At 72.6% G+C, this 15,852-nt stretch carries 12 protein-coding genes; 3 read left to right on the forward strand and 9 right to left on the reverse strand.

What is annotated here, in order from left to right:
• Positions 1-260: 260 nt before the first annotated feature.
• From ACFYMU_RS29065 to ACFYMU_RS29100, 8 genes are all read right to left on the reverse strand, one after another.
• Positions 261-1,640: a 3-deoxy-7-phosphoheptulonate synthase class II gene (locus tag ACFYMU_RS29065; RefSeq protein ID WP_388379284.1), complete on the reverse strand. Its 1,380-nt coding sequence runs from the start codon at positions 1,638-1,640 to the stop codon at positions 261-263.
• Positions 1,637-3,517, reverse strand: a complete 1,881-nt coding sequence (locus tag ACFYMU_RS29070; RefSeq protein WP_388379287.1) for an anthranilate synthase family protein — start codon at positions 3,515-3,517, stop codon at positions 1,637-1,639. Before ACFYMU_RS29070 ends, ACFYMU_RS29065 begins: the two co-directional genes overlap by 4 nt.
• A complete protein-coding gene (locus ACFYMU_RS29075; RefSeq protein ID WP_388379290.1) occupies positions 3,514-4,182 on the reverse strand; it encodes an isochorismatase family protein in 669 nt (222 codons plus the stop codon). The genes ACFYMU_RS29070 and ACFYMU_RS29075 overlap by 4 nt, the downstream gene beginning before the upstream one ends.
• Before the next feature lie 227 nt (positions 4,183-4,409).
• Positions 4,410-5,222, reverse strand: coding sequence for a 2,3-dihydro-2,3-dihydroxybenzoate dehydrogenase (locus tag ACFYMU_RS29080; RefSeq protein WP_388379292.1), 813 nt, complete (start codon positions 5,220-5,222; stop codon positions 4,410-4,412).
• Positions 5,219-6,703 (reverse strand): amidohydrolase family protein, encoded by a 1,485-nt coding sequence (locus tag ACFYMU_RS29085; protein ID WP_388379295.1) that lies wholly within the window; start codon positions 6,701-6,703, stop codon positions 5,219-5,221. The genes ACFYMU_RS29080 and ACFYMU_RS29085 overlap by 4 nt, the downstream gene beginning before the upstream one ends.
• Positions 6,703-6,960, reverse strand: a complete 258-nt coding sequence (locus ACFYMU_RS29090; protein WP_388379298.1) for a phosphopantetheine-binding protein — start codon at positions 6,958-6,960, stop codon at positions 6,703-6,705. The genes ACFYMU_RS29085 and ACFYMU_RS29090 overlap by 1 nt, the downstream gene beginning before the upstream one ends.
• Before the next feature lie 13 nt (positions 6,961-6,973).
• Positions 6,974-8,593, reverse strand: coding sequence for a (2,3-dihydroxybenzoyl)adenylate synthase (locus ACFYMU_RS29095; protein ID WP_388379301.1), 1,620 nt, complete (start codon positions 8,591-8,593; stop codon positions 6,974-6,976).
• Between the two features lie 10 nt (positions 8,594-8,603).
• Positions 8,604-9,668, reverse strand: coding sequence for a ketoacyl-ACP synthase III family protein (locus tag ACFYMU_RS29100; protein ID WP_388379303.1), 1,065 nt, complete (start codon positions 9,666-9,668; stop codon positions 8,604-8,606).
• Between the two features lie 763 nt (positions 9,669-10,431).
• Here ACFYMU_RS29100 and ACFYMU_RS29105 point away from each other — a divergent pair.
• Together ACFYMU_RS29105 and ACFYMU_RS29110 are read left to right on the forward strand one after the other, a co-directional pair.
• Positions 10,432-11,742 carry a phenylacetate--CoA ligase family protein gene (locus ACFYMU_RS29105; RefSeq protein WP_388379305.1) on the forward strand — a complete coding sequence of 437 codons (1,311 nt, stop codon included), beginning with the start codon at positions 10,432-10,434 and terminating at the stop codon, positions 11,740-11,742.
• Positions 11,743-11,898: 156 nt separating this feature from the next.
• Positions 11,899-13,182, forward strand: a complete 1,284-nt coding sequence (locus ACFYMU_RS29110) for a salicylate synthase (protein WP_388379308.1) — start codon at positions 11,899-11,901, stop codon at positions 13,180-13,182.
• A 48-nt stretch (positions 13,183-13,230) separates the two neighbouring features.
• Here the strand turns inward: ACFYMU_RS29110 and ACFYMU_RS29115 are convergent, their stop codons facing one another.
• Positions 13,231-13,929, reverse strand: coding sequence for a TetR/AcrR family transcriptional regulator (locus ACFYMU_RS29115; protein WP_388379311.1), 699 nt, complete (start codon positions 13,927-13,929; stop codon positions 13,231-13,233).
• A 289-nt stretch (positions 13,930-14,218) separates the two neighbouring features.
• Here ACFYMU_RS29115 and ACFYMU_RS29120 point away from each other — a divergent pair, with 289 nt between their 5' ends.
• A complete protein-coding gene (locus tag ACFYMU_RS29120) occupies positions 14,219-15,784 on the forward strand; it encodes an MFS transporter (protein WP_388379314.1) in 1,566 nt (521 codons plus the stop codon).
• Positions 15,785-15,852 lie beyond the last annotated feature (68 nt).

A 15,852-nucleotide genomic window follows, 5' to 3' on the forward strand; every position in this document is an offset into this window, starting at 1 on the left:
CACGCCTGCCGGCCGTCCCCGACGGCGTGGGCGGGGGCGGGGGCGCGCCAGGGGGTCGGGCGGAGCGACCCACCAGGGGGCCGTCGTACGAGGCCGTTGCGGCCCGGCACGGTGATGGCCCGGCACGGTGATGCGGGCGGCGGCAGGGCGCAGCAGAACCCGTCGAGTTCCCGGCGTTGGTCCTCCCGGCGAGCGGCCGCCCGCGCCGTGCCGTCAGACGAAGGCGTCCACCGCCGGTTCGGGCGGCAGCCGCAGCTCTGTCACCGCAGGGACTCCCCGGCGCCCGGCAGACGTGCGGCGTCGAGGAGTTCGGCGAGCTGGAAGGCGAGGTCGAGGGACTGCTCGCGGTTCAACCGGGGATCGCACACCGACCGGTAGCGTGTGGGCAGGTCGGCGAAGCCGAGGCCGGCGCCGCCGCCGACGCACTCCGTCACGTCGTCACCGGTCAGTTCCAGGTGCACCCCGCCCGGGTGGGCGCCCAGCCCGTGCAGCACCTCGAAGAATCCCGTCAGCTCGTCGAGGACGTCGTCGAACCGGCGGGTCTTGTGCCCGGACGGCGCGCTCACCGTGTTGCCGTGCATGGGGTCGGACACCCAGGCGACGGACCGCCCCTCCGCCATGACCCGCTCGACCAGGCCGGGCAGCACCCTCCGCACGGTCCCGGCGCCCATCCGGACCACCAGCGTCAGCCGGCCCGGCTCGCCCCCCGGCGACAACCGGTCGATCAGGCGCAGCAGTTCGTCCTCCTCGACGGTCGGACCGATCTTGACGGCGATCGGATTGCTGATCCGGGAGAAGTACTCCACGTGCGCCCCGTCCAGGCGCCGGGTGCGCTCGCCGATCCACAGCAGGTGCCCGGAGGTGGCGTAGGGCCGGCCGGTGGCCGCCTCGACACGGGTCAGCGCCGACTCGTAGTCCAGCAGCAGCCCCTCGTGGGACATGAACAGCTCGTCCGGCGTGTGCCAGCCGTCGCCGGTGCCGGTGAAGCCTCCGGCCTGCTCGATCTCCTTGGTGAGCGACTCGTAGCGGGCTCGCTCCGGTGAGGCGGCGGTGAACTGCCGCAGGGCCTCGAGCGCGTGCCCGGGCCCGGAGTGCTCGTCGGCGCCGAAGGCCCGCACGAGGTTCAAGGTGGCGGCGGACTTGTCGTAGACGCGGACCAGCCGCTGCGGGTCGGGGATGCGGGCGGCCGCCGTGAAGGCGTGCCCGTTCACCGCGTCGCCCCGGTACACCGGCAGTTCGACGCCCCGCCTGGTCTCGGTCGCCGCCGAGCGCGGTTTGGCGTACTGCCCGGCCATGCGGGCGAGCGTCACCACGGGCAGCGACATCACGTATCCGAAGACGGTGGCCAGTTGCTGGAGGGTGCTCGCGGTACGGCCGATGGACATGGCGTTGACGGCGTCCAGGGCCTCGGCGCAGTCGCCGCCCTGGACCAGGAACGCCTCGCCGCGCGCGACCGCGGCCAGTCGGGTCTTCAGCAGGTCGCACTCGCGTGGCGTGACCAGCGGCAGGCTCGACGCGAGGGCGGTGACCGCGGCGTCGAGCGCGCCGGAATCCGGCCACGCCGGCTGCTGCCCGGCCGGGAGCGAGCGCCAAGTGGTGTGCACCGCGTGCGCGGTGGCTGGATCGAGCAGGGAAGTCACGCAGTCAGCTCCGCTCGGTGAGGCACAGGTGCCAGTGCATGGGTGACCAGGTCGTTCAGAATGTCCGCGCCGCGGAGGGTCATCACCGACGCGGGGTGGAACTGCACGGAGGCGAAGCCAGGTCCGCGCAGCCCGTGTACCTCGCCCGTCCCCTGGTCGCGGGCGACCTCGACCAGCTCCGGGCACAGCGGGCTGTCCAGCGGCGCGCCGTCGCTGTACGCGGCGAAGGTGTTGTAGAAGTAGACCTGTTCCGGGGTGCCGAACAGGTCGACGGTGCGCCGCACCCCCTGGTTCGGGAAGCCCAGCCTTCGCAGTTCGAGCCCGAGCAGCGAGCCGAGCACCTGGTGGCTCAGGCACACCGCCACGAAGGGGATCCGCAGGTCGAGCAGCCGGGCGGTGACCGCGCGCAGATGGGCGATCTTGGGATGGCTCACGTCGCGGGGGTCACCGGGGCCCGGGCCGAGCAGGACCAGGTCGTACCCGGTCGGGCGGTACGGCTCGTCGTAGCGGCGGATCGTCACGTCGTAGCCGAGGCTGCGCAGTTGCAGTGCGCCCATCGCGGGGAACGTGTCCTCCGCATCGATGATCAGCGCTGTGCCGCTGATCGCCGGCCGCACCGGTTGCGACGCGAGCCAGAACTCCGACAGCGGAGTGTTGCGCGAGGCGAGCGCCGCCCGGATCTGCGGATGCCGCTCCAGGCCGGCCGGGCGGCGCGGCTCGGCGACCCGGTGCAGGGCGTCGAGCAGGCCCGCTGCCTTCGCCCTGGTCTCCGCGGCCTCCTTGGCGGGGTCGGAATCACGCACCAGCGTGGCGCCGACGCCGATCCGGACCCGGCCGGCCGCGTCGACGTCCGCCGTCCTGATCATGACGGCCGAGTCCATGCGTCGCCGTCCGGCGGCATCGCGGCCGATCAGGGCCGCCACGCCCGAGTAGTAACCCCGGCCGCTCGGCTCGAACTTGGCGATCACCTGGCAGGCGCTCTGCACCGGGCTGCCGGTCACCGTCGGGGCGAGCAGGGTCTCCCGCAGGATCTCGCGGGCGTCCCGGGCGCTGTGGCCGACGATGCGGTACTCGGTGTGGGCGAGGTGGGCCATCTCCTTCAGGTGCGGCCCGACCACGTGTGCGTCGTCGCACACGCGGCTCATCATCTTCAGCTCCTCGTCGAGCACCATGTACAGCTCGTTGGTCTCCTTGCCGTCGGCGAGGAAGTCCAGCACGGACGCCACGGTCGGGCCGCCGGCCGGATAGCGGTAGGTGCCGCTGATCGGGGTCATCACGGCGACGCCGTCGTCGAGACTGACATGGCGTTCCGGGCTGGCGCCGATGAAGGTGCGCTCACCGGTGTGGATCAGGAACGTCCAGTACGCGCCGGGCTCGCCGCGCAGCAGCCGCCCCCAGAAGGCGAGCGCCGTACGCGTCGACCAGCCGGGGATCTCGGTGACGAAGGTGCGCTTGAGGACGAAGTTGGCGCCGGAGCCATGGCCGATCTCCTCGTCGAGCACACGGCGCACGAGGTCGCCGTACTCCTCGTCGTCGAGGTCGAAGCGGCCTTCGTCGGTGTGGACGGGCCAGGCCAGGACGGTGTCGAGCACGTCGTCGACGGGGAGCAGCGCCTGGTCGCGCACGGGCATCGCGAGAACCGGTTCGCCGTCGTCGTGGTGGTCGTAGCCCCGCTCGCCGATCACCCGGTAGGGCAGGACGGCGAGCACCTCGTGGGTGCCGGGCTCCCCGGAGTCGGGGAGCGGCAGGTCCGCCGTTCCCGCGACGGTGCCGAACTCGCCCAGCAGCAGGTCGACATGGCCGGCGCCGCCGCTCTCGGGCCGGTGGAGCAACGCGAACGGGCGCCCGCCCCCGGCCAGTTCCTCCAGGGAGATCATGAAAGGTCTCCTACGGACGCGGGGGCGGCCGCGGACAGCGCCTGGAGCACCGCCGCGGCCGGCAGGATCATGGCGCACCGGGACGCCGCGTACTCGAGCGCCATGCGGTGGAACTCCGGCGTGAAGTCGGCGATCGCGTCGGCGACCACGAAGGGCTCGATGTCGTGCGCGAAGGCGTCGCAGGCGGTGAGCAGGATGCCGACGTGGGCATAGACCCCGCAGATGATCAGCTGGTCGCGGCCCTGCTCACGGAGCGTCTCGAGCAGCGGGGTGCGGTGGAAGGCGCTGGCCCGCCACTTGGTCAGGACGGTGTCGTGCTCGCCGGGTGCGAGGACTTCGGGGATGCCCCGGTCCTCGGGAGCCGCCGACATGCCGGGGCCCCAGAAGGCCGCGAGCAGACCGCGCTGCCGGGGCGTCATGTCGCCGGGCTGGGCCGAGTAGACGACCGGCACCCCGAGGTCGGCGCAGCGCTCGCGCAGCGCCCGCACATGGGAGAGCAGATCGGTGCGCGGCTGGGCACCGGCCGCGAACGGGGCGAGGAAGTAGTGCTGCATGTCGTGCACCAGCAGCATCGCACGCCGTGGATCGACGCCCCAGGAGACCGTGTTGGGCGGCAGCTCTGAGGGCCGTGGCATCGGGTACGGGTCGATCGGTGCGATCGCCACGTCGGGTTCCTTCCTGGTCGGATGACGGCTGACGGCGGGGCTCCGTGGCCCCGGGGTGCCGACGGCGCACGTCGGGGTGCGCCCGGGACCGAGGCGGATTCGGTCCCGGGCGCGTCTCGGGCCGGACCGGGGAGGGGTCCGGGACGTCAGGGCCGGTGGTCGGCCGGCCCCGAGGCGCGGGTGGTCGGGTCTCGGGAGGGTCCCGCCGGTGCGGGACGGTGCACGGGTCAGGCGCCCAGCGCCGCGCCGCCGTCCACGGTCAGGTCCTGCATGGTGATGTGGGCGGACCGCTCGGAGAGCAGGAAGAGGACCGCGTCGGCGATGTGGGCCGGCTCGGCGATCCGGCCCAGCGGAATGCCGACCCGGTAGGCATCCGGCATCCCCTCCACGGAGACGCGCTCGGCCGCGTCGCCCTGCAACGCGGTCAGCATCGGCGTGCGGGTCGAGCCGGGCGCCACGACGTTGCAGCGGATGCCGTGGCGGGCGACCTCGAGGCCGAGGCACTTGGTGAACATCGCGGAGGCCGCCTTGGACGCCGCGTACGCCGCCATCGAGGTCCGGGGGGTGAGGGCCGCGTTGGACGCGATGGTCACGATCGAGCCCCGCCCGCGCGGAATCATCATCCGGGTCACCGCCCGGCTCGCGTGGAACACCCCGCTCGTGTTGACCGCGAACGTGACGTCCCACTCCTCGTCGGTGAGTTCGCTCGCCAGGCCGCTGCGCAGGACCCCGGCGGCGTTGACGAGGTAGGCGATCGGCCCGAGTTCCGCCTCGGCCTTCGCGACCGCGGTGTCCACGTCCACGCTGTCCGTGACGTCCGCGGCCACCGCCAGCACGCCCCCGCCGAAGCCGTCCAGCTCAGCCGCCAGCTCCCACAGCGCCATGACGTCCCGGTCCAGCAGCGCCACCGGGACACCGGCGGCCGCCAGGGCCCGGGCGATCTCGGCCCCGATGCCGCCCGCCGCCCCGGTCACCACCGCGACGCCCGACCAGTCCGCGCCGGGTGCCCCCGTCGCCGTTCGGACCTTCTCCGCGCTCATCGGGCCACCTGCCCGAGTACCCGGTCGACCGCTTCGGCGGGCACGCGCAGGGCCCGGATCGTGAAGCCGCGCAGCGCCTGCAGATAGCGGTCCCGCAGCGCCGTCTCGTCGACCTCGACGCCGCGGCCGCCTGCCACCAGGGTGCGGCCCCCGACGATCACCGTGTCCACGTCGGCGGAGCCGGCCAGCCACAGGAAGCTCTCCAGCGGCCGTGGATTGAGCAGATAACGCCAGTCGTCGGCCCGGACGAGCAGAAGGTCGGCCTGCTTGCCCGGCTCCAGGGTGCCGACGGCGTCGTCCCAGTGCAGCCCCTTGGCAGCGATCCGGGTGGCCATCGCGAGCGCGTCGGTGGGCAGCACCTCGGTCTGGTCGGCGCTCATCTCGTTGTACATCTGCCAGGCCGCGCGCATCGTCTCGGCGATGCCCGCACCCGGCAGCGCGGCCGCGTCGGTCGACAGCGACACGTCCAGCCCCGCCCGGCGCAGCGCCGGCACCACCCCGGTCTCGGTCAGCGAGGACTCGCCCGAGGGACCGTACTTGCCGGGGGAGTGGCTGATGTGCGCCCGCGCGGCGAGCATCAGCTTCTGCTCGTGCTCGTCGAGGAACGCGCCGTGGCCGGCCATCAGCCGGTCGTCCAGCAGGCCGAACTCGGCGAGGCGGCGCAGCCCGGTCTCCCCGTGGTACGTCCGCATCAGGTCGGCCTCGTTGCGCAGCGCACCCACGTGCGTCGCGAACGGCAGGTCGTGCCGGGTGACCAGGTCGGCCATTCCGCGCGCCAGTTCGTCGGTCATGTTGGTGACGTACGAGATGTTCGGACGGCATCGGATGCGGCCCGTGGTGTCCGCGGCGACCGCACCGAGCAGCGACTCGAAGCCGGCGAGGACCGCGTCGGCGTCCCGGGTGCGCAGGATCCGCGACCGGTCGGGAGGGCAGACCGCGTCGCTCGCCCAGGTGCTCGCCGAGAAGCGGATGCCGAGACGGCGGGCCGCGGCCACCATGGAGTGCGGACGGTTGAGGGAGCCCATGTCGCCCAGCGTCGTCACCCCGCCGCGCAACTGGATCCACATCGAGTACTCGGCGATGGCCTGGGCCTCTTCCGGCGCCAGGGCCTCGATCAGGCCGTCGAAGCGGTCGAACGTGGCGGAGATCTCGTGCATGTCACCGCCGCCGCCCATGAACCCGACCTGGTCCTCGCGGTCGGAGGCCGGCCTGAGCGCACCGCGCAGGGTGAAGCCCATCGCGAACATCTCGTGCCAGTGGGCGTTCACGAAGCCGGGCAGGACCATCATCCGGCTCGCGTCCACCGTCCGCAGCTCCGACCTGTCGGCCGCGTCCAGCGCCGCCACCGCCTGCTCGACCTCGGCCACCGGGCCCACCGCGGCGACCTTGTCGTCCACGATCAGGACGGCGCCCCGGGCGTGCACGGCGTTCTGCGCGTCAGCGGTGTAGACGGTGCCGCCGGTGATCAGCCGGGCCGCCATCACGCCACCCCCGGCTCGGTCGGCACGGACGCCGCCAGTGACTGGAGGTGGGCGAGCCAGCCGTTCAGCGTGGGCGCGGCGACCAGGGCGTCGAAGTCCACCGGGATGCGCGCCTTGCGCCAGCGGCCGACCAGCCGCATGATCTCCAGCGAACTCAGACCGAGCAGCACCAGGTTGGCGTCCGCGTCGATCCCGGAGGGCTCGATGCCCAGCACGGGCGCGACGAGGGCGCGCAGCTCGCGTTCGGTCGGGGGCATAGGAGTGTCCACGTCAGCCTTCCTGCTCGGACGCGGCGTGTGCGGCCAGCGCCTTCTTGTCGACTTTGCCGAGAGGGGTCAGGGGGAGTTCGGGCACGTAGCGCACGACGTCGGGGAGCTTGTAGTCGGCGACGCCCTGCGCGTGCACGGACCGCTTGAGCTCGGCCGGCGGGACCTCGGGTCCGTCGGCGACCAGGTAGGCGCAGATCCGTTCGCCCAGGAAGTCGTCGGGCACGCCGATCACGGCCGCCGCGGCGACGGCCGGGTGGGCGAGCAGCAGGTCCTCGACCTCGCCCGCGGCGATCTTGTCACCGCCGCGGATGATCGTCTCCTTGATGCGGCCCTCGATGACCAGGTCCCCGTCCTCGGTGAGCCGTGCCAGGTCGCCGGTGCGGTAGAAGCCGTCGTCGGTGAACGCACGCCGGTTGTAGTCGGGCACCCGGTAGTAGCCGCGCAGGGTGTACGGGCCGCGAGTGATCAGCTCGCCGATCTCGCCCCGGGGCAGCGGCCTGCCGTCCTCGTCGACGATGAGGAGCTCGTCGGCGTCGGAGATCGGCTTGCCCTGTGTGGTGAGCACCGACTCGGCCGGATCGTCCGGCCTGCTGAAGGTGAGCAGCCCCTCGGCCATGCCGAACACCTGCTGGAGCCTGGCGCCCAGCGTGGGCTGGATGCGTTCGGCGATCTCGCGCGTCATCCGCGCCCCGCCCACCTGCACCAGCCGCAGGCTGGACAGGTCCTGCTCGGCCCATTCGGCCGCCTCCAGCCACAACGTCATGACGGAGGGCACCACCGCGGTGACGGTGGCCCCGTAACGCTCGACGAGCGGGAAGCAGTCCACCGGGTTGGGCGTGTCGGCGAGGACCACCGTGCCGCCGGTCCGGAGGGTGCCGATCAGACCGGGGCAGCCGAAGGCGAAGTTGAACTCGATGGGCAGGACGGCGAGATACACGTCGTCCTCGGTCAGCTCGCACACCTGGGCCGCGCGGTCCGACATGTAGACGTAGGCGTCGTGGGTCCGCGGGATCAGCTTCGGCAGGGACGTGGTCCCGCCGGACAGGAGGAAGAACGCCACGTCGGCCGCGTCGGGCTCGGGCAGCGGCTGCGGGTCGGCGACGGCCGACTCCAGCTCGTCGACCGACACGAATCCCTCGGTCCTCGCGCCCAGCACGAACAGCGACGTCAGGGTGGCGGTCTCGGACTGCACCTGCCGGGCCAGTTCGCGGTGGTCGTGGCCGCGGTGCGTCTCGGGCCCCACATAGCCGACCGCCCCGCTCAGCCGGACCAGGTGGACGAGTTCGGTGGCCCGGTGCGCCGGCAGCGAGAAGACCACCTTCGCACCGAGCCGCATCAGCCCGAACACGATCGCCACGAACTCCGGCACGTTGGGCAGCTGGACGACGACACGGTCGTCGGGGCGCAGGCCGTGCGCGGCGAAACCGGCCGCCAGCCGGTCGGCCCAACGGTCGAGTTCGGCGTAACTGATCCGCCGCTCACCGTGGACCAGCGCGGTGCTGCCGCCGTGCCGCCACGCGGCCTCCCGCAGCACCGTGCCCAGCGTCTCGCCGCGCCAGATGCCCTGTTCGCGGTAGCGGCGCGCGACGTCCTCGGGCCAGGGGGTGAATCCCTCGAGCATGCCCGCACTCCTACTCGGACTCGGTGGCGGACGGGGTGCCGCCGGCCTCGGGGGCGGCCTCCGTGATGCGGACGACGGCGGCGCCGGCCTCCATCCCGGTGCTCGCGCCGACCAGCAGGACGTGGTCGCCGGGCTGGACCTGCCCGGTGCGCCACACGTGCTCCAGACCCAGGAAGAGGTCGGCGGCACCGGTGTGCCCGATCGTGCTGACGTACTCCCAGACCGTCTTCTCCTCCGGCACGTCGAGCGGCAGAAGGAACATCGCCTCCAGGGCGGGCCGGCTGAAGCCGACGTGGCACACCTTGACGATCTGGTCCCACGTCACGTCGGCCTGCTTGAGGGTGCGTTCGGTGATCTCCGCGATCCGGTCCCCGAAGTTCTTGATGGGCGGGGCCTGGCCGGCCGCCCACTGCTCGCGTACCTTCTCGGCGCGTTCGGCGAAGTTCAGCCCCCGACCGCGGGTGACACCCGGCGGGAACAGTTCCTCGCCGGCGCGGTGCAGGATCTCCATGGAGGAGTCGGACAGTGAGTCCAGGGCGAGCAGCTCCGCGAAGCCGGAACGGCGCGAGAGCACCACGGCACTGCCCGCGTCGGCGAGCACGAACAGACCCGAGGCGCGCCAGCGTTCGACGCCGGGAGTGGAGTAGTTGTCGCCCGTGGTGATCAGGGCGGCGTCGTGCGTCGGGTCGGCGATCAGGCGGTTCGCGGCCATGGCCACGGAGACCAGCATGCCGAGGCAGCCCTGCTTGATCTCGACGGCGGGCACGGGCCGGTCGATCGTGTTGTTCAGCACGTAGTGCGCCGCAGACCAGCCGTCCGGGCCCTGGTGGTGGGTGTAACTGTGCAGCAGGATGCCGATGTCGTCCGCGCCGTGCCCGGAACCGGCGAGCGCGGCCCGCCCCGCCTCGATCGCCATCTGCGGGGCCGGCGTGGATGCGCTGACGGCGGCCGACCGCATGCCGGACGCCTGCCGGGCCTCCTCGTCGTACAGCCCCTCCGCGACCGCGCGCTCGGCCGGGAACAGGGGCGGCAGGTGGTTGCCGATCCCGGCGAGATACAGATTCGCAGTCCTCATCGAGCCGACTCCTTCGTGTCCTGAGATGTGTCCTGGTGCGTGCCCGGGGAATGCCGGGCAGGCCGGGTGAGGGGAATGCCCCGCGGGCGGAAGGGGGAGATGCGCCTGGGTCCTGTCGTCACATTCGCGTCGTCCGCCCGAAGGGCGGGCCGCGCGGCGTCGTGGGGGTCCCCCCGCTCGAGCGGAGCCGAGAGTGGGGGAGCGTGCTCTCGGCGTGCCGGGCCCTGACCCACGTACTGGATGTACTTGGGTCAGGGCCCGGTGCGGCGAGAGCGCGTGCATGGCGTCGCACGGCAGACGGGAATGTGACGACAGGGCCTAGGGGTGGTGCGGCCGCGGGGTCCGTGCGGGGTGGTGCAGCGGACGGGCGGATGGGCTGGCCGCAAGCACAGCACCGGGGCCGCCGGGCCTCATGAGTAGGCGGTACTCAACCGCCGAGGCCCGGGCGGCGCTCGACCGCCCCGGCCGTGAGGCCCCTTGCGCGGTGGCGGCCCCGGGGCCGTGCGCGGTACCCGGTGGCCGAATTGAGTGGCGACTACTCGCGTCGCCGCCGCCCCGCGGTGGTGTGCTGCTGCCGCAGCCGCCGCGTGGCATCGGTGCGCGGCCGGAGCGTCTCCGCAGCCGCGTGGCCCGCAGGACGCCGGCCGGTGCCCCGGGCGGACGTCGCCCGCCGGGGGCACCGGTGAGCGGTGGCACGCCAGGCTCCGAGGGCCCGGGCTGTTGCCTCGGAAAGGTCCCAGGACACACACGAGAGAGGTCCCCCATGTCGCGCTCGCGTCCGGAACCCGGTGACTGGTCCAGCCCCGCCGAACTGGCGGAAATACAGCGATCCCAGTTGCCGAGGGTGCTTGCGCAGGCTCTGCGCTCGCCGTTCTACGCGGCGCGCTACGCCGGCCGCCCCGCGCCGCGCACCGCCGACGACTTCGCCGGCGTCGAGCTGACCACCAAGCAGGACCTGCGCGACCGGTACCCGTTCGGGATGCTCGCGGTGGAGCGTGAGCGGCTCGCGACCTACCACGAGTCCAGCGGCACGGCGGGCGAGCCCACCGCCTCGTACTACACCGAGGAGGACTGGACCGATCTCGCCGAACGGTACGCCCGCAAGTGGGTGGGCATCCGTCCCTCCGACACCTTCCTGGTGCGCACCCCCTACGGCCTGGTCATCACCGGGCATCTCGCGCAGGCCGCCGGCCGGCTGTGCGGAGCCACGGTCGTCCCCGGCGACGCCCGTTCGCTCGCCACGCCGCTGTCCCGCATGGTGCGCGTCCTGAAGTCCCTCGACGTGACGCTCACCTGGTGCAACCCCACCGAGATCACGATGCTGGCGGCCGCCGCGAAGGCCGCGGGCCTGCGCCCCGATCGGGACTTCCCCGCCCTGCGTGCCATGTTCACCGCGGCGGAGCCGCTGACCGCGGTGCGCCGCAGGCGGCTGAGCGAGATCTGGGGCGGCATCCCGATCGTCGAGGAGTACGGCTCCACGGAAACCGGCACCATCGCCGGGCAGTGCCCCGAGGGCCGGCTGCACCTGTGGGCCGACCGCGCGATCTTCGAGGTGTACGACCCGACGACGGGCACCCTCTCCGAGGCGGGCCGCGGCCGCATGGTCGTGACCCCCCTGTACCGCGACGCGATGCCGCTGCTGCGCTACAACCTCGCCGACGAGGTCGAGGTGTCCGCGGAGCCGTGCCCGTGCGGCTGGCTGCTGCCGACGGTGACGGTGCTCGGCAGGGCGGGCACCGCGTACACCGTGGGCTCCGCCACCGTGACGCAGGCACGGCTGGAGGAGCTGGTCTTCTCGCTGCCCGCCGCCTACGAGGTGATGTTCTGGCGGGCCATGGCCCACCCCGAGGCGCTGCGGCTGGAGTTCGAGGCACCGGAGGCGACGCGCGAACAGGCGGTCAAGGAACTGGGCGCCGCCGTCGAGCGCGAACTCGGCGTCCCGCACCGGATCACGGGGCTGCCCCCGGGCAGCCTGGTCCCGGTGGAGGCCCTCACCGCGCAGCGCGACATCCTCAAGGCCCGTTATCTGTTCGCGGAGGGCGAGGACTGGGACAAGGCGGTCATGTACTTCTGACGTCCCCTCGTACCGCACGGTCCCTCCCCGTGCGCACGCCCGTCATGAGCCTCGAGGGCGACCACGTCGGTTCCCGGAGAACCGGGCGTCGCCCCTGCGGCCGACCCCGTCACCACCCCACTGCGCGCACCGCTCTGCTACCAAGAGGAGACCAACGTGACCGGATACGACCGACACGCCTGCATCGAGGGACCCTTCGACCCCCTGGCCGTCGTCGCCGAGATCGCCGGCTCGGGCCTGTTCACCGATTACGTCGTCTACGAGCAGGAACAGCGGTGGTACGTCGCCGGCAACCCGGTCCATGAGGTGCGGGTCGAGGCCGACGTCGTCCGCACCACGGCCGGAGGGACCCGTACCTGGTCGGGAGCGCCCTGGGAGCCCATCCGTGCCGCGCTGCACGAGGCGCCGGTGTCCGACTGGCACGCCTACGGATGGCTGGCCTTCGAGCTGGCGAGCAGCGCCCGCCCCGACGGCCTGCTCGGCCACCTCATCGTTCCCGGAACCGAGTTGACGGTGACCGAGGCGGAAGTGAGCATCCGTACCCTCGACCCGGACTTCCCGGACCGCCTCCGCAAGGTGCTGGCCGGGACCCCGAAGGCCGCGCTCGCCCCCAAGCCGGTCGACATCCACGACCCCGGCGCCTACCAGAGCAACGTCGCCGACGCCGTGGCCGAGATCGGTCGCGGCAGGCTCGACAAGGTCATCCTCTCCCGGACCGTCCCCGTGCCGTTCCCCGTCGACATGCCGGCCACCTACGTCAGCGGACGGACCGCCAACACGCCTGCGCGGTCCTTCCTCCTGGACCTCGACGGCATCCAGGCCGCGGGCTTCAGCCCCGAATCCGTGGTCGAGGCCCCCGGGGACGGCACCGCCACCACTCAACCGCTGGCCGGAACCCGCGCCCTGACCGGAGAACCGGACACGGACGCCGCCCTGCGCACCGAACTGCATCGCGACCCCAAGGAGGTCTACGAGCACGCGACCTCCGTGAAGCTGGCCGTGCAGGAACTGTCCTCCGTGGGCAGGCCGGGCACCACACGCGTGGGAGAGTTCCTCGCGGTGAAGCAGCGAGGCAGCGTCCAGCACCTCGCCTCCCGTGTCACCACCGATCTCGCCGAGAGCAGCACCGCATGGGACGCGCTGGGCGCGGTCTTCCCGCCGGTCACCGCGTCGGGCATCCCCAAGCAGGCCGCCTACCGGCTGATTCGCGAACTGGAGCAGGAGCCGCGCGGTCTGTACGCGGGCTCCGTCCTGCGGGCCGGCGCTGACGGCTCGCTGGACTCGGCCCTGGTGCTGCGCGCCGTCTACCAGCAGGGCGGCCGGGCCTGGCTGCGCGCCGGCGCGGGCGTCGTCGGGGCCTCTCGGCCCGCCCGCGAGTACGAGGAGACCTGCGAGAAGCTCCGCAGCGTCTCCCCGTATCTCGTCCCGAAGCAGGACTGACCCCGCTCGACGGACGCGCGCCGCTCTGTGCGTTCGCCGGTCACTCCTTCAGCGGGATGTCAGCATGGCTTCCGCGCCGTCCAGGGAGCGTTCGAGGGTGAAGTGGAAGAACTCCGTCTCCTGGGCGGCGATGTCCCGGGGATCCGTGCCGCGGCCGCGGGCGACGGTGCCCGCGGCCGCGAGGCCGGGACGCGAGTCGTCCTCCGCGAACGCGGCCATCGCGCGACCCATGTCGGCGCGTGCCGTGGGGAAGCTGCCTCGGTCGTCCTCCACGGCGACCAGCGCGAAAGCGCTGTTGAACAGGAAGCGGTAGACCTCCGGCGCCTGTTCGCCGAATCCGGCCTTCATCAGCACCCTGATGCCCGCGTCGATGGTGGGCAACGCGGACGGCACGTTCGGCCCCACGACGCACAGCCGCCGGGCCACGCCCGGGTACTCACGCAGCACGGTGCGCCCTTCGCTCATCACGGAGCGGAACCAGTCGCGCCAGGGGACGTCGTCGCCGGGTACCGGTATGCGGGAGATCACCCGGTCGGTCACTCCCATGACCACCGCCTCGCGGTCCCCGACATGATGGGCGATCACCCCTGGCCAGACGTCCAGTCTGGTCGCGATCTGCCGGATGGACCAGCCGTCGAGCCCGCGCTCCCCGGTCAGCTCGACCGCGGCATCGATGATCTTGTCCGCCGTGATGGGCGGCAGACCCGCCGAGGCCCGTGACCGGCGGCGGGGTGCTGAGTCAGCCATGACGAAGACCTCACACAGAGGTGCTGTCGATGCAGCACTGTGACGCCCGGCGGATCGCTGGGCATGAGCAACCCTAACCTATTAGCCACTGTCTAAGAGTCTGGTGTACGCTCTTAGCCAGTGTCTAAGAGGGGTCCTGGAACCCCTCCGGGACCCCTTGCGCGCCTGTGCGCGGCACGCACCACGTACGCGCAGTCCCTCGGCCGCGTCCCTGCCGTCCCGTCCCCGTTCCCCACCGGCGTGGGTCCCTTGTCGGCCCGCGCCGATCCACCCCGAGAGGCTCCACGCCATGCGCAAATGGATGCCGCTGCTGGCCGTGTGCCTGGGCACCTTCATGCTGCTCATCGATGTGACCATCGTGAGCGTCGCCCTGCCCCGGATGGCCGACTCGCTCGACGCGTCCTTCTCCGCCCTGCAATGGGTCGTGGACGTCTACGTCCTCGTGCTCGCCTCACTGCTGATGGCGCTCGGCTCGCTGTCGGACCTGACCGGAACCCGGCGCGTCTACCTCACCGGGCTCACCGTCTTCGCGCTCGCCTCGCTCGCCTGCGGCCTGGCCGGCACCAGCGAGATGCTGATCGCCGCGCGCGGTGTGCAGGGCGTCGGGGCGGCCGCCATGTTCGCCACCAACACCGCGCTCCTGGCGGACCATTACGAGGGCCGCGACCGCGGTGTCGCCTTCGGCATGTGGGGCGCGGTCAACGGCGCCGCCGCAGCCGCGGGGCCGATCGTCGGCGGCCTGCTCACCGAGCACCTCGACTGGCGCTGGATCTTCCTGGTCAACCTGCCCGTGGCCGTCGTCGCCCTCGTCATCGGCGCCCGGCACCTGGGCGGCTCGGCCACCCGCGCCGACCGCCGCGTCGACCTGCCCGGCACGATCGGCTTCACACTCGTCGCCACCCTGCTCGTCTTCGGCCTGATCCGCGCGGGCGAGGAAGGCTGGGGTGCGAACGGCACCCTGGCCCTGTTCGGCGGTTCGGCGCTCGCGCTGGTGCTGTTCGTCCTCGTCGAGCGCCGTCGACGCGACCCGATGCTGGACCTGGGCCTGCTGCGCACGCCGTCCTTCGCCACCCTGATGGCCGGTGCCGTCGTCTTCAGCGCCGCCGCCTTCGCCAATCTGGTGTTCGTGTCCGTGTGGGCGCAGTCCGTGCTCGGCTTCGGCCCCGTCAAGGCCGGACTGATCCTCATGCCGTTCAGCGGCATGTCCTTCGTCGCCGCCGGACTCGCCGGCCGCTTCCTCGCCAGCGTCCCGCCGCAGTACCCGATCGGCGGCGGCCTCGTCCTGATCGGCGCGGGCTCGTTCCTGGAGATGTTCGTCACCGGCACCTCAGGATGGACGGCCCTGCTGGCCGGCTTCCTGGTGGCCGGCATGGGCGTCGGCGTCGCCTCGCCGATCCTCGCCTCGGCCGCTCTCGCGGCGGCTCCGGCCGACCGCGCGGGCATGGCGGGCGGTGCCGCCAACACCTTCCGGCAGCTCGGCTTCGCGCTCGGCATCCCGGCCGTCGGCACGATCCTGTCGGGGGTCGTCGCGACCGAACTGACCGGCAGCGCCCTGTTCGGCGACTCGGGTGCCTCGGCCGACCTGGTCACCGGAGGACAGTCGGCGGCCGTGCTCGCCGGGGTTCCCGAGCAGTCCCGTGCCGCCGCGCGACGGGTGGTCGAGGACGCCTATGCCGCGGGTCTCGACCGGGTGTTCCTGGTCGGCGGACTCGTCGCCGTGGTCGCCGGTGTCCTGGTGCTGCTCATGGTGCGCGGCTCCGCCGTGCAGCCGGATTCGGGGCACCGGCCCGGCCCCGCCGTCGAGGCGGCACCGGAAAGGCGGATCCGCGTATCCATTCAGAAGGAATGGGCCTGATCGGTGACGCTGGGTGGGGGTGCCTGGTCAGGGGAGCTGGGCGATGGGTGGCATCCAGAGGTTGCCGG

Source organism: Streptomyces sp. NPDC007264 (genome assembly GCF_042869095.1).
In the GTDB taxonomy this organism is placed as follows: Bacteria; Actinomycetota; Actinomycetes; order Streptomycetales; family Streptomycetaceae; genus Streptomyces.